Origin of the sequence: Amycolatopsis rifamycinica (assembly GCF_000695625.1) — a bacterium.
Lineage (GTDB): Bacteria > Actinomycetota > Actinomycetes > Mycobacteriales > Pseudonocardiaceae > Amycolatopsis > Amycolatopsis rifamycinica.
Map to the genome: position 1 here is coordinate 1 of NZ_JMQI01000043.1, position 20,598 is coordinate 20,598.

At 71.3% G+C, this 20,598-nt stretch carries 19 protein-coding genes and 1 tRNA gene; 16 read left to right on the forward strand and 4 right to left on the reverse strand.

Going from position 1 to position 20,598, the window contains the following annotated elements; all coding sequences use genetic code 11:
* Positions 1-231 precede the first annotated feature (231 nt).
* From DV20_RS19670 to DV20_RS19680, 3 genes are all read left to right on the forward strand, one after another.
* Positions 232-939, forward strand: a complete 708-nt coding sequence (locus tag DV20_RS19670) for a hypothetical protein (RefSeq protein WP_235190900.1) — start codon at positions 232-234, stop codon at positions 937-939.
* A gap of 147 nt (positions 940-1,086) precedes the next feature.
* Complete coding sequence (locus DV20_RS19675; RefSeq protein ID WP_043782330.1) at positions 1,087-3,198, forward strand: bifunctional MFS transporter/dTMP kinase; 2,112 nt, start codon at positions 1,087-1,089, stop codon at positions 3,196-3,198.
* Positions 3,195-4,400 (forward strand): DNA polymerase III subunit delta', encoded by a 1,206-nt coding sequence (locus DV20_RS19680; RefSeq protein WP_043782332.1) that lies wholly within the window; start codon positions 3,195-3,197, stop codon positions 4,398-4,400. Before DV20_RS19675 ends, DV20_RS19680 begins: the two co-directional genes overlap by 4 nt.
* 53 nt (positions 4,401-4,453) lie before the next feature.
* On the opposite strand, the gene DV20_RS19685 is transcribed toward DV20_RS19680, so the two are convergent.
* Positions 4,454-6,121: a hypothetical protein gene (locus tag DV20_RS19685; protein WP_200876463.1), complete on the reverse strand. Its 1,668-nt coding sequence runs from the start codon at positions 6,119-6,121 to the stop codon at positions 4,454-4,456.
* A gap of 134 nt (positions 6,122-6,255) precedes the next feature.
* Between DV20_RS19685 and DV20_RS19690 the strand changes: the two genes are divergently transcribed.
* Together DV20_RS19690 and DV20_RS19695 are read left to right on the forward strand one after the other, a co-directional pair.
* Positions 6,256-6,329, forward strand: a tRNA-Thr gene (locus DV20_RS19690).
* Positions 6,330-6,425: 96 nt separating this feature from the next.
* Positions 6,426-6,737, forward strand: coding sequence for an EthD family reductase (locus DV20_RS19695; RefSeq protein ID WP_043782335.1), 312 nt, complete (start codon positions 6,426-6,428; stop codon positions 6,735-6,737).
* Positions 6,738-6,753: 16 nt separating this feature from the next.
* Here DV20_RS19695 and DV20_RS19700 read toward each other — a convergent pair whose 3' ends face one another.
* Positions 6,754-7,608 carry a hypothetical protein gene (locus DV20_RS19700; protein WP_043782336.1) on the reverse strand — a complete coding sequence of 285 codons (855 nt, stop codon included), beginning with the start codon at positions 7,606-7,608 and terminating at the stop codon, positions 6,754-6,756.
* 66 nt (positions 7,609-7,674) lie between these two features.
* Complete coding sequence (locus tag DV20_RS19705) at positions 7,675-8,130, reverse strand: GreA/GreB family elongation factor (protein ID WP_043782743.1); 456 nt, start codon at positions 8,128-8,130, stop codon at positions 7,675-7,677.
* Positions 8,131-8,255: 125 nt separating this feature from the next.
* Between DV20_RS19705 and DV20_RS19710 the strand changes: the two genes are divergently transcribed.
* The 7 genes from DV20_RS19710 (at position 8,256) to DV20_RS19740 (ending at position 14,772) form a co-directional block, all read left to right on the forward strand.
* Positions 8,256-8,843, forward strand: a complete 588-nt coding sequence (locus DV20_RS19710; RefSeq protein ID WP_013230483.1) for a TetR/AcrR family transcriptional regulator — start codon at positions 8,256-8,258, stop codon at positions 8,841-8,843.
* Positions 8,844-8,949: 106 nt separating this feature from the next.
* Positions 8,950-10,155, forward strand: coding sequence for a M14 family metallopeptidase (locus tag DV20_RS19715; RefSeq protein ID WP_043782340.1), 1,206 nt, complete (start codon positions 8,950-8,952; stop codon positions 10,153-10,155).
* 28 nt (positions 10,156-10,183) lie between these two features.
* Positions 10,184-10,702, forward strand: a complete 519-nt coding sequence (locus DV20_RS19720; RefSeq protein WP_043782342.1) for a gamma carbonic anhydrase family protein — start codon at positions 10,184-10,186, stop codon at positions 10,700-10,702.
* Between the two features lie 33 nt (positions 10,703-10,735).
* Positions 10,736-11,158 (forward strand): 50S ribosomal protein L11, encoded by a 423-nt coding sequence (gene rplK / locus DV20_RS19725; RefSeq protein WP_043782344.1) that lies wholly within the window; start codon positions 10,736-10,738, stop codon positions 11,156-11,158.
* Between the two features lies 1 nt (position 11,159).
* Positions 11,160-11,564 carry an ABATE domain-containing protein gene (locus tag DV20_RS43135; protein ID WP_051736052.1) on the forward strand — a complete coding sequence of 135 codons (405 nt, stop codon included), beginning with the start codon at positions 11,160-11,162 and terminating at the stop codon, positions 11,562-11,564.
* 112 nt (positions 11,565-11,676) lie between these two features.
* The gene (locus tag DV20_RS19735; RefSeq protein WP_043782346.1) at positions 11,677-12,945 is read left to right on the forward strand and encodes a serine hydroxymethyltransferase; all 1,269 of its coding nucleotides are present in this window, start codon (positions 11,677-11,679) and stop codon (positions 12,943-12,945) included.
* A gap of 171 nt (positions 12,946-13,116) precedes the next feature.
* A complete protein-coding gene (locus DV20_RS19740) occupies positions 13,117-14,772 on the forward strand; it encodes an MDR family MFS transporter (RefSeq protein WP_043782349.1) in 1,656 nt (551 codons plus the stop codon).
* Between the two features lie 54 nt (positions 14,773-14,826).
* Here the strand turns inward: DV20_RS19740 and DV20_RS19745 are convergent, their stop codons facing one another.
* Positions 14,827-15,342, reverse strand: coding sequence for an inorganic diphosphatase (locus DV20_RS19745; RefSeq protein WP_043782351.1), 516 nt, complete (start codon positions 15,340-15,342; stop codon positions 14,827-14,829).
* Between the two features lie 175 nt (positions 15,343-15,517).
* Between DV20_RS19745 and dacB the strand changes: the two genes are divergently transcribed.
* The 4 genes from dacB to hpt all read left to right on the forward strand — a co-directional run bounded on the left by dacB (position 15,518) and on the right by hpt (position 20,578).
* Positions 15,518-17,965 (forward strand): D-alanyl-D-alanine carboxypeptidase/D-alanyl-D-alanine endopeptidase, encoded by a 2,448-nt coding sequence (dacB, locus tag DV20_RS19750; protein WP_043782353.1) that lies wholly within the window; start codon positions 15,518-15,520, stop codon positions 17,963-17,965.
* 91 nt (positions 17,966-18,056) lie between these two features.
* Positions 18,057-19,067, forward strand: a complete 1,011-nt coding sequence (locus tag DV20_RS19755) for a zinc-dependent metalloprotease (protein WP_043782357.1) — start codon at positions 18,057-18,059, stop codon at positions 19,065-19,067.
* Positions 19,064-20,023 carry a tRNA lysidine(34) synthetase TilS gene (tilS, locus tag DV20_RS19760; protein ID WP_043782360.1) on the forward strand — a complete coding sequence of 320 codons (960 nt, stop codon included), beginning with the start codon at positions 19,064-19,066 and terminating at the stop codon, positions 20,021-20,023. Before DV20_RS19755 ends, tilS begins: the two co-directional genes overlap by 4 nt.
* 3 nt (positions 20,024-20,026) lie before the next feature.
* Entirely contained in the window at positions 20,027-20,578 is a 552-nt protein-coding gene (gene hpt / locus DV20_RS19765; protein ID WP_043782363.1) for a hypoxanthine phosphoribosyltransferase, read from the forward strand.
* The last annotated feature ends 20 nt before the right edge of the window (positions 20,579-20,598 follow it).

Consider the following 20,598-nt stretch of genomic DNA (forward strand, 5'->3'; position numbering starts at 1 on the left):
GAGCCGTACTGCCTTCATGACCCACCCGCCCTGACCGCCCCTCAACCCCGAGTCCCGCCCCACCACACCCCAAGCTGAACCCGCCAAACTGGTCACCCCAGGCCAGCCCCTGGCCACCCGCCCTCACCCGGCCAGTGTGAGCCGATTCACTACGATCCGTTACCATCGGCGGTCGACCCGATGCCCCCGAGGGCTGGACACTCAGGTGGTTCGGGTGCGGGCTTGCGCTGCGTGACCGATCATCCATCCGAGACAGAGCCATTGGGCGGATGCGTTATCCGCCAGCGTCGCTACCCTGGAAAGGCGAGGACATTCAGTAGTGAGGTGGTCACCATGAGCGCGAACGGTGAAGCTCCCTTCTTCAATGCCCCCGAGCTCACTCAGCGCGACGGCACTCTGTCCGAAGCGGGCGGCGAGATGTTCGCGGATCCGGTCTCCGGGCTGGTCACCGCGTCGCCGGAGCCGCACACCGCGGTTCCGAATGGCCACGAGCCCATCGCCATTCCGGTGGCCGGGCCGGTGAAGCCGGACGAGGAAGCCGTGCGCCGGATGGTCGAGGAGACGCTCCGCGAGGAGCAGGCGAAGGCTCCCCAGGCGATCCCGCCGGCCGGGACCTTGCCCCCGGACCAGCCGCTGGGCCTGCTGCCCCGGCAGCGGAACCGGCGGCGCACCTGGCCGACCCGGCCACCGCAGCTGATGCGGCCTGTGCGGCAGGCTCCGCTCGCCGAAGGCGAAGGCGATGCCGACGACGTCGATCTCGTGCCCGTCAAGCGGCGGCGGCTGCCGAGGATGCCGGCGGTTTCGATGCCGGCGTTCAACCGGCCGTCGTCGAGCGCTGCGGGCGTCATGCTCGCCGTCGTCCTGCTGATCGTGTTCGGTTTCGTCGCCATCGAGATGGTGTCGAGCCTGGTCAGCAGCGTGACGGCGCTGTTCGACTAGCGTCCCTTCGCCGACAACCACCCGCCCTGCACCACGGGGCCGTCCCGCGCGCCAGACGCCGATCGGGCTACCCTGGCTTCACGGTCGGGTCCTCCTGGGGGCGTCCGGCACCGCGGTGACTAGTGGGGTGGGCGTATCAGCGAGGGCGTGCGATCGGTACCCGGGGCCGGCCCGGGTGCGTCGTCGGGCGCCGAGGCGTCCACGATCAACCGGGTCCGGCGGGTACTGGCGATCAAACCTTTCCGGCGGCTTTGGGGCGTCACGTATCTGTGCAGCGTGGCCGACTGGCTGAACATCCTGGCCCTCACCGGCCTGGCCACGAAGCTCACTGACAACTACTTCGCGCAGAACTTCGCCTTCGTCGGCGTGGTCCTGACCGGCCTGGCCCCGGGGCTGCTGTTCGCCCCGGTCGGCGGGCTGCTCGCGGACCGGTTCGACCGCCGCAAGGTCATGGTCGTCGCGGACCTGCTGCGGTGCGGGTTCCTGCTGTCCATCGCGATCGTCAGCGCGCCCTGGTGGCTGCTCGCCGGCAACTTCCTCGTCGGCTGCGCGTCGAGCATGTGGATCCCCTCGAAAGAGGCGGCGGTCCCGAACCTGCTTCGCCGTCCCGACCAGGTCGAGACGGCCAACCAGCTCGGCATGGTGATGACCTACGGCCTCGCCGTCATCACCGCGGCGGGCGCGAACGCCGTCATCACCGGCGTCAACACGACCTTCCACCTGTTTCCCGGCGACCCGAGCCTCAACATCGCAAAGCTGGTCGTCATCATCACCGGCCTGCTCTACCTGGCCAGCGCGATCCTCATCGCCACCCGGATCCCCGAGCTTTCGCTGCGCAACGTCCACGCGACGCCGGAGCAGAAGGTCAAGCAGGCCGACGAAGAGAAGCTCGGCATCGGCGCGATGATCGCCGACGGCTTCCGGTTCATCCGCAGCACGCCCCTCGTGCGCGGGCTGCTGGTGGGCGCGTTCGGCGCGTTCGTCGCCGGCGGCGCCGTGATCGGCTCGGCCAAGCCGTACTCCTCGAGCCTGCTGGCCGGTGACTCCGCGTTCAGCCTGCTCGTCCTCGCCGTCTTCCTCGGCCTCGCCACCGGCATGGTGTTCGCGCCCAAGCTCGCCCGCCGGCTCCCGCACGACCGCCTGTTCGGCCTCTCGATCGTCGCGGCCGCAATCTCGCTCGCCTTCGTGGCGCTGTCGCCGCACCTGACCATCTCGCTGATCGCCGTGGTGCTGGTCGGCGTCTGCGCCGGCACCGCGTTCCTCACCGGTGTGACGATCATCGGCTCGCGCGTCGAGGACGCCATCCGCGGCCGGATCAACGCGATCTACCAGCTGATGATGAAGCTGGTGCTGTTCGGCACGACCGTCACCGTGCCGCTGCTCGTCGGCGCGGTGCACCGGCACACGATCACCGTGTGGGGCAACCCGCTCACCATCGACGGCACGCGCCCGGTGATGCTCGGTGGCGCCGCGATCGCGCTGGTCGCCGGGCTCTTCGCCTACCGGCAGATGGACGACAAGCGCACCGAGCCGATCCTCGCCGACCTGCGCAACGCGCTGCGCCGGACGCCGCGGCGCGTCAACGGCTACCTCATCGCCGTCGAGGGCACCACCGCGATCAACACCGCCATCCAGGCCGTCAACCTCGCCGAATGGATGCGCGGCGGCACGCGGCCGGTCGTCGTCGCCGCGGACCCCGCGCTCGACGACCACCGGCTCACCGCGCTCGTTTCCGGCGCCTCGCTCACCGGGGCGCGCGCCCAGGCGCTGGCCGCGGCCGCGGTGCGGGCCGACATCGTGGAGCGGCACGTCCAGCCCGCGCTGGACGCCGGTTCGGTGGTCGTGATGGAGCGGTTTGTCGACTCGCCACTGGCGCACCTGTCCGCCGTCGCCGGGCTCGACAGCGACGAGCTCGAAGGCCTCGCCGACTGGGCGACCGGCCGCCTGCGCCCGGACCTGACCATCCTGCTCGACGCCGCCCCGAACGGCGCACCGCGCGACAAGTCGGCCGCACTGAACGACCAGTGGCGGGTCCAGCACCTGCTCACCGAGATGGCCGCGGCCGACCCGGACCGGTACGTCGTGATCGACGCCGACGGCACGGACGCCGAGGTCGCCGAGCGCATCCGCACCGCGCTGCGCGCCGTGTTCGTCGGACGGCTGGCCGCGCTGGCGCCGACGACGGAGAAGCCGGTGACGTTGCCACTGGACACGCTGCCCATCGAGACCCCGGAAGAGCCTCGCGTGGAGGCGAAGTGACGACCACCGAACGCATCGGTGTCTGGAACCAGCTGGTCGGCCAGGAACCCGCGGTCGAAACGCTGAGCTCGGCCGCTGCGGCTGCCGCCAAGATCGTCGCCGGCGAGCCGGCGCCACCCGGCGCGATGACGCACGCGTGGCTGCTCACCGGCCCGCCCGGTTCCGGCCGCTCGGTGGCCGCCCGGACGTTCGCCGCGGCCCTGCAGTGCAGCACCGGCACCGGCTGCGACGCCTGCCCCGGCTGCCACACGACGATGGCGGGCACGCACGCCGACGTCCGGCTCGTGGTGCCGGAAGGGCTGTCGATCTCGGTCGCCGAGATGCGCGCGCTGGTGCAGGCCGCCGCGCGCCGCCCGACGACCGGCAACTGGCAGGTCGTCGTCATCGAGGACGCGGACAGGCTCACCGAAGGCGCGTCGAACGCGCTGCTGAAGGCCGTCGAGGAGCCGCCGGACCGCACGGTGTTCCTGCTGTGCGCGCCGTCGGACCACCCCGAAGACGTCTCGGTGACGATCCGTTCGCGCTGCCGCCTGGTCACGCTGCGGACGCCACCGCCCGAGGCGATCGCCGACGTGTTGATGCGCCGGGACAACGTCGACGCCGAACGCGCGCACTGGGCCGCTTCCGTGTGCGGCGGCCACGTCGGCCGCGCGCGCCGGCTCGCCACCGACGAAGCCGCGCGGCAGCGCCGGGCCACCGTGCTGCGGATCCCGCTCGGCCTCCGCCGGATGGGCGACGTCTTCACCTGCGCCGACCAGCTCATCAGCGCGGCCGAGGCGGACGCGGGAGAGGCTAGTAAGGCGCGCGACGAAGACGAGCGCAACGAGCTGCGCACGGCGATGGGTGGCGACGGCGTCGGCAAGGGCGTCGCCGGCGCCAAGCGAGCCGCCGAGGCCGCGGTCAAGCAGCTGGAGAAGAAGCAGAAGTCCCGCGCGACCCGCACCCAGCGCGACACGCTCGACCTCGCGCTGGTCGACCTGGTCGGCTTCTACCGCGACGTCCTGGTGACGGCGACGGGCTCCGGCGCGACGCTGAACCACCCGGACCACGCCGACCAGATCCGCGAGGCGGCCTCGTCGTGGACACCGGAGTCGACGCTGCGCCGGCTCGAAGCGGTGCTGGAATGCCGCGAGGCCATCGAGCTGAACGTGAAGCCGCGCATCGCCGTCGAGGCGATGGTCATGTCGCTTCGCCAGGGCTGAACGCGAAGGAACCCGCCAGGCGTGGCCTGGCGGGTTCCTTCATACCCCTCGGATCATTCGCGCGGACGCGGCGAGGGCTTGAACGGCTTCTGCTCGACGGCGACGGCGAGCGGACGGCGTCGCCCGCCCGGAATCGCGGCCACCATGACCACGCCGAGCAGCAGCATCGCGGTGCCCGTCCAGAACAGTGGCACCGTGTCGTACGCGCCGCTGGTGTAGGCCAGGTTCTTCACCGGGCCCTTCGGCGCCTCGCCACCCGCGGGCGGCGGCGTCGACGCCGTCCCGCAGACCACGCCGCCGGTCGGCGCGTACGCGCGGGCGATCTGCTCGCCGAGCGACAGCTGGGCCAGCGACGACGGCAGGTTCTTCGCCTGGTCGTCCGGCAGCAGGCTCTTGAGCTTCGTCGTCGGCAGCAGCTGCAGGTCGAACATCCGCGCCGACGCGCCCAGCTGGTAACCCTTGAACGGCGTGGTCAGGTCGGCCGACTTCTGGTCGAGCCCGGCGATGCTCAGCCGCAGCACACCGAGGTCGAGCACGGTGCCCGCGGTGTTCCCGACCTGCTGGACTTGGCCGGCGGCCGTGGCGAGCAGTCCGCCGACGACCGGGATGTCCTTGACGGCGCCGAACTGGTCGCTCAGCGGCTTGAGCGGCAGCCCGATCGGGATGTCCTTGGTCGGGTGCGCGGCATCCAGCGTGTAGAGCGTCTTCCCGCCGGCCGCGATGGTCAGCACGGGCGCGGTGTACTCGACCTTCGACGTCTTCGCGTCGCCGGTGGAGGTCACCTTGAGCGTCGGCTGGCTGACGACCTTGACGCTCAGCGCCAGCGGCGTGCCTTTGAGGATTTCGATGTCCGCGGCCTGCAGCGTCGACGTCGACTGCACGGCCTTGTTCTTCGACCCCGGGATGTCGACCAGCTTCACCTGCGACCGCGACGACAGCGTGTTCGGCAGGCTCAGCAGCGAACCGGTGCCGTCCGCGGCGGTCTGGCCGCCGCCCTGCAGCAGGCCGCCGAGGCTTTGCAGTCCCTTGGTCAGGTCGAACCCGCTCGCCAGCGAGTTCGGGTCGAGCTTCGGCTTCAGCGCGTCCAGTCCGAGGTTCGGCATCGAAGGAACGACGTTCAGCAGCGACAGGCTGGCCACCGACGTGCTGGCGTCGGCGATGGTGTCGACGCACGGACCGAGCGTCGGGCTCCACCGCGCGTGCGCGCTGCCGTTGAGCAGCCCCACGTTGAGCAGCGGGTTGGGCGGCGCGTTGAGCCCCCCGCTGATCGGCTGCGGGTTGTCCGGCAACGCGGTCTGCACGACACTGCCGGGCGTCTGCGGCGCGTTCCCGCCGACCGACAGCCCGAACGGCGACGCCTGCGCGATCGCCTTCTCGTAGCTCAGGTAGGCGTCCGAGTTCGCCGACGCGCTCGACAGGCCCATCCCGGCCTCGAGCGCCGACTGCTTCGGCAGCGTCTGCCCGAACCCCGGCAGGATCGTGCCGGTCGGCACGGCGTTGGGCAGCAACCGGATGATCCCGAGCGCGGTCCCGGCATCCCCGACGGCCTGTCCCAGCGGCTGCGGCCCGATCGGCGCGGAGATCGGAGCCTGCCCGGGATTCGCCGGCTGCGGAATCGGCGTCGTCGGGTAGGTCGGGTCGGCAGCCGCGGGCGCCGTGCTGAGCAGGAGCAACGCCGCAGCCGCCGGCAGGGCCGCCGAGCGGGGCAGTCTTCGCCGCATGTGCCAGAGCCTCCAAGTGGGTCGGCCGGGGTGTGAGACCGGCTTCATAGGGCCTCAACGACGGTCCCCCCGAAAAGTGACGCGCCCAGCCTCCGCTACACTTGCTATCGTCGCCAGGCGGAAGCCGGAGACACGCCGCCTTAGCTCAGTCGGCCAGAGCGATTCACTCGTAATGAATAGGTCAGGGGTTCGATTCCCCTAGGCGGCTCCGCAGGTCAGGCCCCATCCGAGACATCTCGGATGGGGCCTGACTCGTCTGGTGGGTGGCAAAGTGGGTGCCAAAGACGAGCGGTCGGAGGTTCTCATGCACAAACTGGTGGTCCTGTATCCCCGGCCCGCCGATCCCGGCCACTTCCGCGACTACTACGTGACCAACCACCTCCCGCTGGTCACGCGGATGCCCGGCCTGCTCGCGTGGCGCTACAGCTTCGACGTGGCAGCGACGCAGGGAGAGACGCCGTACTTCGCGATCTTCGAGGCCGAGTTCGCGGACGCCGCGGCGATGGCCGCGGCGAGGGAGTCGCCGGAAGGTCAGCGGGTGTCCGCCGACGTCGCCAACTACGCCACCGGTGGGGCGATCGTCCTTCACTACCCGGTGCAGGACGGCACCGGCTGAGCCCGGGAATCCCGGTCTAGTGATCCCGCTCGGCGAGCAGCTCCACGCCGCCCGGGGCGAGGCGCAGGACCGACGGCACCAGCTCCGTCGTCTCGTACGGTGAACTCAGCACCTGCTCCCGGACCTGCTCCGCCAGTCCGGAGTCCTCCCGGACGACGTACATCTCGTCCGGGCACGGCAGGCCGACCAGCAGGTCGCCCGGGCCGAACTGCTGCGACAGCTGGGCGTACAGGTCGGGCAGGGCGATCGCGGACGCGGCCAGCAGGTTCTCCCTGACCACCGAGACCAGCACCTCCGAACCCGAACGGCTGACGTCGAACCGCAGCCCGCGGGCCAAGCTCTGGTACGCGACGCCGGCGAGGTCCGGGGCGCCCATCTCCTCGTGCTGGTGGCGGGTGACGTGGTGCATCCCGATGGTGCCGTGCGGTGTCGGGCCGACCACCGCGAACGCCACCGACAACCGGCCGGGTACCAGCGGTTGGTGCGGCAGCGTGTCGAGCAGGCCGGCGCGGGGTGAGGACGTGCTCCACAACACCGGGAGCAGCTCCTCGGAGGGCGGCCGGGTCTCGGCCATCACCGCACGCGCTTCGGCGAAGGCGCGCTCCCACTCGCCAGGGGCCGGCCGGGCGAAGCTGTAGGTGCACTCGGCCTTGCGGAAGTGTCTGGCCATGAACTTCTGATCCGCCGGAGACGGCTGCCACTCGCTGTACACCGCCCGGACCGCCGATGTGCGCACCCCGTGCTGCTGCCGGACGCTCGCCCACGCCTGTTCGACCGCGTCCTCGGCCTGCGTGGGTGCGCTGGCCAGCACCGGCTCGTCGAAGCCCTTGATGCGGAACACCACGAGGTTCTGGGACACGTCGTCGTTCACCGGAACTCCCCCCAACGCCGAAATCACCCGTCCGAAGGGCCGAGGCCCTTCGGACGGCCAACCTGCCTACTTCGGCGGGGTCACCTTCACCACCGTGGCCTTGGCGTCGCCGCGGGGGGTTCGGTAGGTGATCTCGTCGCCCGCCTTGGCGCCGACCAGGGCCAGGCCCAGGGGGCTGTCCGAGGTGATCGCGTCCGCGTCCTCGCCCGGGACCGTCACCACCTGGAACGTCTCCTCGTCTCCGTCGGCGAAGCGCAGGGAGACCACCGTGCCGTCCGGGAGCTGGCTGTTGCCGTAGCCGCCGTGCTCCATCTTGGCCGCCAGGTCGGCGATCTGGCGGTCGAGCCGGGCCGCGGCCTCCGCGCGGTCGATCACGTCCGCCTGGTCTGCCGCGTCCCCGGTGCGTTCCTGTTCGCCGGGTTGCGGCGCGAGGGCTTCCCGCTGCGCGCGCAGGCTCGCGATTTCCTTCTCGAGCTGGCTGCGCGCCGCCGGGCTGAGCCCCTTGTCCCCTGAGATCACCATGCCGGGCATTGTCCGCTGCGCGGAGCGGGGTGGCCAATCCGGTTTTTCACCCGAAAGCCGCCCACAGGACGTCTGCCCTAGGATTTTGGGGTTCGGCGTCCAGGAAGAAGGTAACGAGAATCACCGTGAGCGCAGTCCCCGGCCGCAGCGAGCGGCTCTCGCCGAACCAGCTGGCCAAGCAGGAGCAGATCGTCGAAGCCGCCCGCGTCGTCCTCGCCCGTGACGGGCTCGCCGGGTGCACCGTCCGGGCCATCGCCGACGCCGGCCCGCTCACCAAGAGCGCGATCCACTACTACTTCGCCGACATCGACGTCCTCATCGACCGCGCCATGGCCGCGCACATCACCGCCTTCGCCGCGGGCCTGCGCGAGGTCGCCGCGAAGCACGACGAACCCCGCGAGCGGCTCTTCGCCGTCCTCGAGGAGTACCTGAGCGTCTTCGCCGCGAACCCGAACGCCGCCTTCCTCTGGTTCGAGTACTGGATCGCCGCCGGACGCGCGCAGCACCCGCAGGCCATCGACGTCATGCTCACGTCGCTCACCGAGCTGCTCGCCGAGCTCCTCGCCCCGCTCGACGTCGACGACCCGCGGGCGCGGGCCCGCGCGCTCCTGTCGTACCTGCTGGGCACGGTCGTCCAGCAGCGCGTGCGCCCTCGGCCGTTCGCCACGCTGCGTGCCGACATCGAGGCGCTCTGCTTCGCGAACTACGGGTAGAAACCGCCAATAGATCCGTACTGCTCCGGATTGCGCCCTCCGTCCGGCTCCGGCCAAGGTCGAGGAACCCCCGAGAGCAGGAGACGTGATGCGCACACGAACGTGCATGGCAGCGGCCGCGGCCGCCCTCTTGGTGCTCACCACCGGCGGCCAGGCCGGTGCCGCCCAGCCCGACGGCCCGCAGGTGTACGAGGTCACCGGCGCCGCCACCGCCCAGCAGCGCACCGAGATCGCGCGGACCGGCGCGGACATCCTCGATGCCGAAGGCGCGACGACCACCGTCATCGCCAACCCCGGCGAAGCGGCCCAGCTGCGCGCGCAGGGCTTCGGCGTCAAGGCGCTCGGCAAGGTCAACCGGCCGCAGGGCGCGGAAGCCGTCCTCGACTTCCCGGCGGGCTACACCGGCTACCACACGTACGCGGAGACGCAGACCGAGCTGCAGAAGGCGGTCGCGAACTACCCGTCGCTCACCAAGCTCGGCAGCGCCGGCACCTCGTACGAAGGCCGCGCGCTTTCGCTGATCAAGATCAGCGACAACGCCGCCACCGACGAGAACGAGCCCGAGGTCCTCTTCACCTGCAACCAGCACGCGCGCGAGCACCTCACCACCGAGATGTGCCTGCACATCGTCGACCGCCTGACCAGCGGATACGCCACGAACAGCGCGATCAAGCGGCTCGTCGACAGCACCGAGATCTGGGTGATCCCCAGCGTCAACCCGGACGGCTCCGAGTACGACATCTCCGGCGGCACGTTCCACAGCTGGCGCAAGAACCGCCAGGGCCCGGGCACCGACACCAACCGCAACTGGGGCTACAAGTGGGGCTGCTGCGGTGGCTCGTCGGGCTCGACGTCCAGTGAGACCTACCGCGGCACGGCGGCGTTCTCCGCGCCCGAGACCCGGGCCGTCTCGAACTGGGTGAACTCGCGGGTGGTCGGCGGCACCCAGCAGATCAAGACGCACATCGACTTCCACACCTACTCCGAGCTGGTGCTGTGGCCGTTCGGCTACACCTACGACCGGACCGCGCCGGGCCTGACCGCCGCGGACGCGACGAAGTTCGAGAACCTCGGGAAGCAGATGGCCGCGACCAACGGCTACACGCCACAGCAGTCCAGCGACCTCTACATCACCGACGGCAGCGTCAACGACTGGATGTGGGCGCAGCACAAGATCTGGAGCTTCACCTTCGAGATGTACCCGAAGGGCAGCAGCCCGGGCTTCTACCCGCGTGACACCCAGATCGGGCCGCAGACGACCCGCAACGACCAGGCCGTCGACATCCTGATCAACGCGGCGATCAGCGGCTGACCGGGCGGGGGCGGTTTAGGGTCTGGGCATGCCTCTGTTCTCGTTCGAAGGGCTCAGCCCGCAGGTCCACCCGGACGCCTGGATCGCCCCCACCGCCACCCTCATCGGCGACGTCGTCGTCGAGAAAGACGCGTCGATCTGGTACGGCGCGGTGATCCGGGCCGACTTCGGCCGGATCGTCATCCGCGAGGGTGCCAACATCCAGGACAACTCGGTGATCCACGTCAACGACGGCGTCTGCGAGGTCGGCAAGAACGTCACCGTGGGCCACCAGTGCCTGGTGCACGACTGCACGATCGGGGAACAGGCGCTGATCGGCAACGGCTCGACGGTGCTCGACAAGGCGAAGATCGGCGCGCGGGCGCTGGTCGCGGCCGGGGCGACGGTCACGCCGTCGACCGAGGTGCCGGAGGAGGTCATCGCGATGGGCAGCCCGGCGAAGAAGTTCGTCCCGCTGACCGACTCGGCGCGGATGTGGGTCGAGCACAACGCGGCGATCTACCAGGAGCTGGCCCGCCGGCACCGCGCGGGAACAAAACAGCTTTGACCCTCCAGTAACTGGAGACCCTAGCTTCGGGGCATGGCTCCGAAGAAACTCACCCACCAGGTCACCCTCGAGCTCGCGGCGGGCAACGCGCCCGTCGTCGACCTCGGCAAGATGCTCGGGCAGACCGGGGTCAACCTCGTCGAGATCAAAAAGGCCTACGACGCGGCGACGGCGGCCCAGCGCGGCGACATCGTGCCGGTGGTCGTCTCGGTGTTCGAGGACCGCTCCTTCGCGCTGCGGCTCAAGACGCCCCCGACGTCGTTCCTCATCAAGAAGGCGTTGGGGGACAAGGGGTCTTCGCGTCCCGGGCACGAGGTAGCGGGCAAGCTGACGACGCAGCAGCTGCGCGAAATCGCCGAGCGCAAGCTGCCGGACCTCAACACCTCCGACGTCGACGCGGCGATGCGCACGATCGCGGGCACGGCCCGGTCCATGGGCGTCGTGGTCGTCGACTGACGTGCGCAAGCACGCGGTCGTGCCGCCGTTCCGCGCGCTCGACCCCGAGCTCGGGGTCGCGGAACGGTTGCTGCGCCAGGGAAACCGGGAGCTGTGCGGGATTGTCGCGCAGCTGCCCGACGAACACGCGGCCGCCCGCCGCCTCAACGCCGTGCTGGCGGAGGCGGGGGCGCGGCCGCGGCTCGTCGACACGGGCGCGACTTGGCGGATCGTCTACGTGACGCCGCGAGCAAGCGAAAGCGAGCTGGCCGCGGGCGCGGCCGGTCTGGCGGAACTGGTGACCGTCGGCGGCTGGCGGCGCGTCAAGCGCTGCGCCACCTGCGCCCGGCCGTTCTGCGACCGCACGTCCGGCTGCACCCGCAAGTGGTGCGCCGAACACCGCCGGGCCTCGAGCGTCGTGGACTAGGCTCTTACGCGCAGCAGCGACTGGCGCCATCGAGGTGGAGCACCACCGGGAAGCGACGACGAGGCCGGCACCGCGCGCCTGGGTGAAGGCCACTCCAGAGCCGGAGTACGCCATGACACACCAGCCGAAACTGACCGCACTCGCCGCCGCCGACCCCGCCATCGCCGGGCTCGTGGAAGACGAAGCCAAGCGGCAGCACGACAAGATCCGCCTGATCGCGTCGGAGAACTACGTCTCGCAGGCGGTGCTCGAAGCCACCGGGACGGTGCTCACCAACAAGTACTCCGAGGGTTACGCGGGCAAGCGGTACTACGAAGGCCAGCAGTTCATCGACCAGGTCGAGCAGCTCGCCATCGAGCGGGCGAAGGCCGTGTTCGGCGCCGACCACGCGAACGTCCAGCCGTACTCCGGTTCTCCGGCGAACCTCGCCGTGTACCTCGCCTTCGCCCAGCCGGGCGACACCGTGCTCGGCATGGCGCTGCCGGACGGCGGCCACCTCACGCACGGCTGGAGCGTGTCCGCCACCGGCAAGTGGTTCGACCCGGTGCGCTACGGCGTCGCCAAGGAGACCGGCCGCGTCGACCTCGACCAGGTGCGCGACCTGGCCCGCCGGCACCGGCCGAAGCTGATCTTCGCCGGTGGGACGGCGATCCCGCGCACGATCGACTTCCCGGCGTTCGCCGAGATCGCGGCCGAGGTGGACGCGGTGCTCGTCGCCGACATCGCGCACATCGCCGGCCTGGTCGCGGGCGGTGCGCACCCGTCGCCGGTCGGGCACGCGCAGGTCATCACGACGACCACGCACAAGACGCTGCGCGGCCCGCGCGGCGCGATGATCCTGTCCGACGCCGACCACGCGAAGGCGGTCGACAAGGCGGTGTTCCCGGGCCTGCAGGGCGGCCCGCACAACCACACGACCGCGGCGATCGCCGTCGCGCTCGGGGAGGCGCAGCAGCCGTCGTTCGGCGACTACGCGCACACCATCGTCGCGAACGCCCGCGCACTGGCGGACGCGCTGCTCGCCTGCGGCTACGACCTCGTGTCCGGCGGCACCGACAACCACCTGCTGCTGATCGACCTGACGAACAAGGGCGTCGCGGGCAAGCCGGCCGCGCAGGCCCTCGACCGGGCGGGCATCGAGCTGAACTACAACACCGTGCCGTTCGACCCGCGCAAGCCGTTCGACCCGTCCGGCATCCGGCTCGGCACGGCGGCGATCACCACCCGCGGCCTCCGGCCGGAGCACCAGGTCGAGGTGGCGGCGTGGATCGACCGCACGATCACCGCGGCGGCCGCGTCCGACGAGGCCGCGCTGGACACGATCGCCGCGGAGATCCGCGAGTTCCTGGCGCCCTTCCCGATCCCCGGCTACTCCGCCTGACCTGCCCGAAGGGCGGCACTTTCACGTGAAAGTGCCGCCCTTCGGCGTGTCCGAGACGGGCGTCACAGAATATTTGGTTGCACGGTACAAGCTTCCCGGGGAATACTTGGCTCAAGCAAGTAGTTGAGAGGTACAAGCAACTACGCCGAAGGCTTTCCGAGGGAGACCACCATGAGCGACACCACCACGGCGGAAGGAGCAGCCGCTACGAACGGCAAACTGACTCACCGCCAGATCCTCACCGTGCTGTCCGGCCTGATGCTCGGCATGTTCCTCGCCGCGCTCGACCAGACCATCGTTTCCAGCTCGATGCGGACCATCGCCGACGAGCTCCACGGCCTGTCCCTGCAGGCCTGGGCCACCACCGCCTACCTCATCACCGCCACGCTCTCCACGCCGCTGTACGGCAAGCTGTCCGACCTCTACGGCCGCAAGCCCATGTACCTGACGGCGATCTCGCTGTTCCTGGTCGGCTCGCTGGCCAGCGGCATGGCGACGTCGATGTACGAGCTCGCCGCCTTCCGGGCCTTCCAGGGGCTCGGTGCCGGTGGCCTGATGTCGCTGGCGCTGGCGATCATCACCGACATCACCGCGCCCCGGGAACGCAGCAAGTACCAGGGCTACTTCATGGCCGTGTTCGGCATCTCGAGCGTGGCCGGGCCGGTCGTCGGCGGGTTCTTCGCCGGCATCGACACCTTCGCCGGCATCACCGGCTGGCGCTGGGTCTTCCTGGTCAACGTCCCGATCGCGCTCGCCGCGCTGGTCGTCGTGACCAAGGTGCTGAACCTGCCGCACACCCGCGTCGAGCAGAAGGTCGACTACTGGGGTGCCGTGGCGCTCGCCGTGGGCCTGGTGCCGCTGCTGATCGTCGCCGAGCAGGGCCGCGAGTGGGGCTGGGGCTCCGCCGCCTCGATCGCCATGTACGTCGTCGGCGGGCTGGGCGTGACCGCCTTCGTGTGGATCGAACGCCGGATGGGTGACGCCGCCCTGCTGCCCCTGCGCCTGTTCAAGCGGCCGGTGTTCCGGATGTCGACGATCGTCACGGTCGTGCAGGGTGCCGGGATGTTCGGCGCGATGATGTCGCTGCCGCTGTACCTGCAGATCGTCAAGGGCGCGACGCCGACCCAGGCCGGCCTGCAGATGCTCCCGCTGACCCTCGGCATCATGGTCGCCAGCCTGACCAGCGGCCGGATCATCGCGGCCACCGGCCGGTACAAGATGTTCGCGGTGGCCGGGGTCGGCCTGATGGCGGCGGCGCTGTTCGCGCTGTCCACGATCACCGTCGACAGCTCGCTGGCCTTGGTCATGGTGATCGCCTTCGTGATCGGCCTCGGCCTCGGCGCCTCGATGCAGACGCTGGTGCTGGCCGCGACCAACGACGTCCGCCCGCAGGACATCGGCGTCGCCACTTCGGCGGCGACGTTCTTCCGGCAGATCGGCGGCACGGCGGGCACCGCGGTGTTCCTGTCGATCCTGTTCGGCACGGTCGGCGACCGGATCGCGAACGCCATCCGCTCGGCGATGACGACGCCGGCCTACACGGCGGCGCTGGCGCAGCACCCGGAGTTCGCGAAGCAGCTGCAGAGCGGCCTCGACGTCAACGACACGTCGTTCCTGTCGACGCTCGACCCGACGCTGGCCCGGCCGATCCTGCAGGGCTTCGCCGAGTCGATGAGCACGGTGTTCCTGGTCGGCGGCATCGTCCTGACCGTCGGCTTCGCCCTGGTGTGGTTCCTGAAGGAGAAGCCGCTGTCGGACAAGTCGGCGATGCAGCAGCGCGCGGAGGCCGACGCCGACGCCGCTCCGGCTCTCGCACTGGCCCACTGACCGCGTGAAAACGGCCCCCTCGGGAAATTCCGAGGGGGCCTTTCACGTGCGGTCTCAGTGGGCCGAGCCGTTGGCTTCTTCCTTCGCCAGGCGGTCGGTCTCGCGCTCGTAGGAGCGGGCGATCTCGTTCTCGGCCTCGGCGCGGCCGACCCACGAAGAGCCTTCGACGCTCTTGCCGGGCTCGAGGTCCTTGTAGACCTCGAAGAAGTGCTGGATCTCCAGCTTGTGGAACTCGTTCAGGTGGTGGATGTCCCGCAGGTGCTCCAGGCGCGGGTCGTTGGTCGGGACCGCGAGGACCTTGTCGTCCGGGCCCTTCTCGTCGGTCATCCGGAACATGCCGATCGCGCGGCAGCGGATCAGGCAGCCCGGGAAGGTCGGCTCCTGGACGAGGACGAGCACGTCGAGCGGGTCGCCGTCCTGGCCGAGGGTGTCGTCGATGAACCCGTAGTCGGCCGGGTACTGCGTGGCCGTGAACAGGGTCCGGTCCAGCTTGATGCGGCCGGTCTTGTGGTCGACCTCGTACTTGTTGCGCTCCCCTTTGGGGATTTCGATCGTGACGTCGAACTCCACGCCGTCCTCGCTGCTTCTTTAGATCCGGGGCGTGCCCGCGGCTCGCGGGCGGCAACCTTCATGACTGTCTTGACGTCTCCTAGTGTGGACTACGCCCTGCCGTGGGGCCGCATCGATGTCGGCCACGCGGCATGTGAGCTTGGCCCCTCCCGGGGCAGGTGAGAAGGAGTGGTGGGTGCCGGAAAACGACCAGCCGATGTGGCCTTCGTCGGACGAAGACCGCTCGTCGTCCGGCGCGCGGGAGACCACTCCGATGGCGCTGCCGGACCCGCCGGAGGCCGCCGCGGGCAGCCCGGGGGTGCCCAAGGTCACAAGCAGCTCGGCCCCCAAGGGATCGTGGTTCGCGCCGAACGTCCCGCCCGAGCCGGTCCCGGGTCTCAACGTCCCGGCGGAGGAGCCGCCGCCCCCGCCGTCCCCGGCCAAGCAGGACCTCGCCGACCGCCTCGGCAGCCGCGAGCCGAAACCGCAGCCGCAGCCGCCGGCCGCGAAGCAGCCTCCCGCGGCCAAGCCCGCCGACGAGAGCACCCAGTACATCCGGGTCGAGCAGGCCGAGCTCGCCGCGCCGCCGTCGGCCGCGGAGAGCACGCAGTTCGTCGAGCCGCCCGAGCCGAAGCCCGCCACGCCTTCGTCGGCCGCGGAGAGCACCCAGTACGTCGAGCCGCCCGAGCCGAAGCCCGCCGCGCCGGCCGAGAGCACCCAGTACATCGAGGCGAAGCCGTCCGGGCCGGTGCCGGTGGTGCCGATCGAGCGGCACGTCCCGCCGCGCGCGGAGCCGAAACCGGAAGAGCCGCAGCAGCAGTGGCGTGAGGAACTGCAGCACTGGCGCGAGGAGCAGCAGCGCCGTGAAGAGCAGCTGAACCGCACGGCCGCCCCGCGCCGCGACGAGCCGGAGGCCCCGCTACAGCCCTGGAGCCAGCGCATCGAGCTGCGGGAGGACCGCACGGGCGAGCGGCCCGCCGAACCGGGCGACCGCCGTCCCGCGCTGCCGCCGGAGCCGCCGCGCGGGGTGGTGCCCTCGGCGTCGGCCGGCTCGCTGGCCCGGCCGCAGCGGATCGAGCCGGACGGGCAGCGGTTCGACGCCGAGGCGACCGTCGGGATCGAGCGGCCCACCCAGTTCCCCGGCGCCTTCCAGCAGCAGCCCCAGCCCCGCAGCGAGCCGCCCCGCAACGACCAGCCGCCCACCGAGCCGCCGTCGCCGTCCGCGGCCGAGGCGCCCGGCGAGCCGCCGAAGAAACGGCGCAAGGGCAAGGTGATCGCGCTCGTCGTGGTCGTCCTCCTGGTGCTGGCCGGCGCCGGGGTCGCCGCGGCGACGCCGAAGGTGGCGAACCGGCTGGGCCTGCCGTGGGCGCCGAACGCACCCAAGGGCGACCCGCCGTCGCCGTCCGCCGCCACGCGGCAGCTGCAGGGGCCGGTCACGTCCGGGACGGCGCCGACCGCGAACGGCGTCAAGGCCGCGCTCGCGTCGGCGGCGGGCAGCGGCGCGCTCGGGCAGCTCACCGGCAGCGTGATCGACCCGGTGACCGGGACCGTGCTGTGGGACCGCAACTCGTCGTCGCCGGTGACGCCGGCGTCGACGACGAAGGTGCTCACCTCCGCGGCCGCGCTGCTCTCGCTGGACCACAACCTGCGCCTGTCGACCAAGATCGTGCAGGGCGCCGACCCGAGCACGGTGATCCTGGTCGGCGGCGGCGACACGACGCTCACCAACCTGCCGCTGGGCACCGACTCCCCGCTGTACCCGGGGGCCGCGCACGTCGACGACCTCGTCGCCCAGGTGAAGAAGGCGGCGCCGGGCGTCAGGAAGGTGCAGGTCGACCTGACGCTGTTCAAGGGGGCGACGACCGCGCCCGGCTGGGAAGCGGGCGACGCGCCGTCGACGTACGCGACGCAGATGGCGCCCGTGATGGCCGACGGCGGCCGCATCAACCCCAAGGACAACAACTCGCAGCGCACGGCGAACGCGGGCAGCGCGCTCGCCCAGTCGATCGCCTCGAAGCTGGGTGCTTCGGCGGCCGGCCAGGCGACCGCGCCCAAGGACGCGAAGGTGGTCGCCGAGGTGAAGTCGGCTCCGCTGACCGAGCTGGTGTCCGACCTGATGGAGCTGTCCGACGATGTCCTCGCCGAGGCGGTCGCCCGGCAGGTCGCGCTGGCGGCCGGTGAGGAAGCCAGCTACGCCGGCGGCGCCAAGGCGACCATCAAGGTCCTGAAGGACCACGGCTTCGACGTCTCGGGTGTCGCGCTGTCCGACGGCAGCGGCATCTCGTCGCTGAACCGCATCCCGGCCCGGCTGCTGACCCAGCTCCTGGCGGCCGCGGCGGCGCAGGAGGGCAAGAACCCCAACACGGCGAAGCTGCGTCCGGTGCTGGCCGGCCTCCCGGTCGCCGGCGGCTCGGGCACCCTCGCCGACAAGCGGTTCGACACGCCGGCGTCGCAGGCCGGCCGCGGCTGGGTGCGGGCCAAGACGGGCACGCTCACCGGGGTGAACACCCTGGCCGGGCTGGTCCTTGACCAGGACGGCCGGGTGCTGGTGTTCGCGTTCATGTCCAACGGCTCCGACACCGAACCCGGCCGCGACGCCATCGACGCCCTCGCGACGAGCCTCCGCAAGTGCGGCTGCGCCTAGCGGACGCCGAACCGTACGAAGATCGTGGCCGGAAACCGGGCCCGGGCCAGGTAGCGTCGGAAGGGTGAGTCAGGAAACGCAGACCCGGCCCATGGTCGACTGGGCGATCGCCGCGCAGACCGGCGCGTTGCTGGTGCGCGGCGGCCCGCAGGTGCCGCGGGAACGGGCCGAGGAAGCCGTCACCGACCTGCGCGAGCTGACCGTCGAGGCCGAGGGGCACGTGCGGCGGCTGACGAACCTGGGGCTCGACCTGCCGCTGCTGCCCGGCGAGGTCGTCGACCGCCCGGGCTGGGTCCGGTCGGCCGCGGCCGGGCTGGACGCGCTGACCGGGCGGGCGCTGCCGCAGCAGGGCGGCCCGCTCGGGCCGATCCTGGCCGGGGGCGCCGGCGTGCAGACCGGCCTGGTGCTCGCCTTCCTCGCCAGCCGCGTGCTCGGCCAGTACGACCCCTTCGGCGGCCCGGACAAGGAAGGCAGGCTGCTGCTCGTGGCGCCGAACGTCGTCGCCGCCGAGCAGGCGATGGACGTGCCCGGCCACGACTTCCGGCTCTGGGTCTGCCTGCACGAGTGCACCCACCGGCTCCAGTTCACCGCGGTCAAGTGGCTGCGCGACTACTTCGCCGACGAGGTCGAGCGGCTCGTCTCCGGCCTCGCCGGCGGCGGCACCGACGGCCTGGCCGACCTGTTCGGCCGGCTGCCCGACGCGATCAAGCAGGGCCCGAAGCTCAACCTGGCCGAGCTGATCCAGTCGCCGAAGGAACGCGCGGTGTTCGACCGGCTGCTGGCGCTCTCGACGCTGCTGGAGGGGCACGCCGACTACGTCATGGACGCCGTCGGGCCGCAGGTCGTGCCGAGCGTCGACCAGATCCGCGCGCGGTTCACGGCCCGGCGCAAGGGCGGCGGCGTCTTCGACCGGCTGCTGCGCGCGCTGCTCGGCGTCGACGCGAAGATCCGTCAGTACGAAGAGGGCGCGAAGTTCACGAAGCACGTCGTGGACGCCGTCGGCATGGACGGCTTCAACGCCGTCTGGCGGTCGCCGAACACCCTGCCGTCGCGCGCCGAGATCGCCGATCCGGCGGCGTGGGTCCGGCGCCTGCACGGATGACGGGGCCGGCGGTCGCGGCCGTCCGCCGGGCCGTCCGCGCCTTCCTGGACGCCGTCGAGGCGCCGCCCGAGCTGTGCGTCGCGGTGTCCGGCGGCGCCGACTCCCTCGCGCTGGCCGAAGCCGCCGCGTACGTCGGGCACCACCGCGGCCACGTCGTCCGCGCGCTGGTCGTCGACCACGGCCTGCAGGAGGGCTCGGCGAAGGTCGCGGCCGACGCGGCCGCCGCGGCGAAGGCACTGGGCGCCGACGAAGCCGAGGTGCGCCGGGTCGACGTGACCGGTCCGGGCGGGCCGGAAGCCGCCGCCCGCAAGGCCCGCTACCGGGCGCTCGCCGGCCACGGCCTGGTGCTGCTCGGCCACACCCTCGACGACCAGGCCGAAACCGTCCTGCTCGGGCTCGGCCGCGGGTCCGGCCCGCGCAGCGTCGCCGGGATGCGGCCGCACGACCCGCCGTGGGGACGCCCGCTGCTCGCCGTCGGCCGGGCCACCACCCGGGCCGCGTGCGCCGAGCTCGGCGTCGAGCCGTGGGACGACCCGCACAACGCCGAATCCCGCTTCACCCGCGTCCGGTTGCGCACCGAAGTCCTGCCGCTGCTGGAGGACGTCCTCAACGGCGGAGTGGCCGCCGCACTCGCCCGAACGGCCGCGCAGCTGCGGGAGGACAACGAGGCGTTGGACACAGTGGCGGACACGATCTTCACCCGTGCGGGCGGCCCCGATGGGCTGGATGTGGGGGTCCTCGCCCCCGAGCCCGCGGCGGTCCGGCGGCGGGTTCTCCGCAGGTGGCTGCTGGCGTCGGACGTGCGCGAACTCACGGACGCCCACCTCCGCGCGGTCGACGCGCTCGTCGCCCGGTGGCGCGGACAGGGCGGCGTCTGGTTACCGGGCAACTTGGAAGCACGCCGGTGCCGTGGCAGGCTCTGCGTCGTCTCCCAACCCACCACCCGAGGGGAATGACCCGTGTACGAGGGCGAAATCGCCTCCGTGCTCGTCACCGAGCAGCAGATCAAGGACAAGATCGCGGAGCTGTCGGAGCAGATCGCCGCCGACTATCCGGCCAACGGGCAGGGAGACCTCCTGCTGGTGGGCGTCCTGAAGGGCGCGGTCATGTTCATGACCGACTTCGCCCGCGCGCTGCCGCTGCCGACGCAGCTGGAATTCATGGCCGTGTCCTCCTACGGCTCGGCGACGTCGTCGTCCGGCGTCGTCCGGATCCTCAAGGACCTCGACCGCGACATCGCGGGCCGGGACGTCCTGATCGTCGAGGACATCGTCGACTCCGGCCTGACGCTGTCGTGGCTGCTGAAGAACCTCGCCAGCCGCAACCCCGCGTCGCTCGAGGTCGTTTCGCTGCTGCGCAAGCCGGAAGCGGTGAAGGTCGACGTGCCGGTGAAGTACATCGGCTTCGACATCCCCAACGAGTTCGTCGTCGGCTACGGCCTCGACTACGCCGAGCGGTACCGGGACCTGCCCTACATCGGCACCCTGGACCCAAAGGTCTACACGGCGTAGCGCGGCGGCCGAGTTCACCG

Excerpts from the sequence above, each read along its gene's own strand:
- DV20_RS19685 (WP_200876463.1), bottom strand. The coding sequence starts at position 6,121 with ATGCGGCGAAGACTGCCCCGCTCGGCGGCCCTGCCGGCGGCTGCGGCG.
- DV20_RS19695 (WP_043782335.1), top strand. The coding sequence starts at position 6,426 with ATGCACAAACTGGTGGTCCTGTATCCCCGGCCCGCCGATCCCGGCCAC.
- DV20_RS19705 (WP_043782743.1), bottom strand. The coding sequence starts at position 8,130 with ATGGTGATCTCAGGGGACAAGGGGCTCAGCCCGGCGGCGCGCAGCCAG.
- DV20_RS19715 (WP_043782340.1), top strand. The coding sequence starts at position 8,950 with ATGGCAGCGGCCGCGGCCGCCCTCTTGGTGCTCACCACCGGCGGCCAG.
- DV20_RS19720 (WP_043782342.1), top strand. The coding sequence starts at position 10,184 with ATGCCTCTGTTCTCGTTCGAAGGGCTCAGCCCGCAGGTCCACCCGGAC.
- rplK (WP_043782344.1), top strand. The coding sequence starts at position 10,736 with ATGGCTCCGAAGAAACTCACCCACCAGGTCACCCTCGAGCTCGCGGCG.
- DV20_RS19735 (WP_043782346.1), top strand. The coding sequence starts at position 11,677 with ATGACACACCAGCCGAAACTGACCGCACTCGCCGCCGCCGACCCCGCC.
- DV20_RS19740 (WP_043782349.1), top strand. The coding sequence starts at position 13,117 with ATGAGCGACACCACCACGGCGGAAGGAGCAGCCGCTACGAACGGCAAA.
- DV20_RS19755 (WP_043782357.1), top strand. The coding sequence starts at position 18,057 with ATGGTCGACTGGGCGATCGCCGCGCAGACCGGCGCGTTGCTGGTGCGC.
- tilS (WP_043782360.1), top strand. The coding sequence starts at position 19,064 with ATGACGGGGCCGGCGGTCGCGGCCGTCCGCCGGGCCGTCCGCGCCTTC.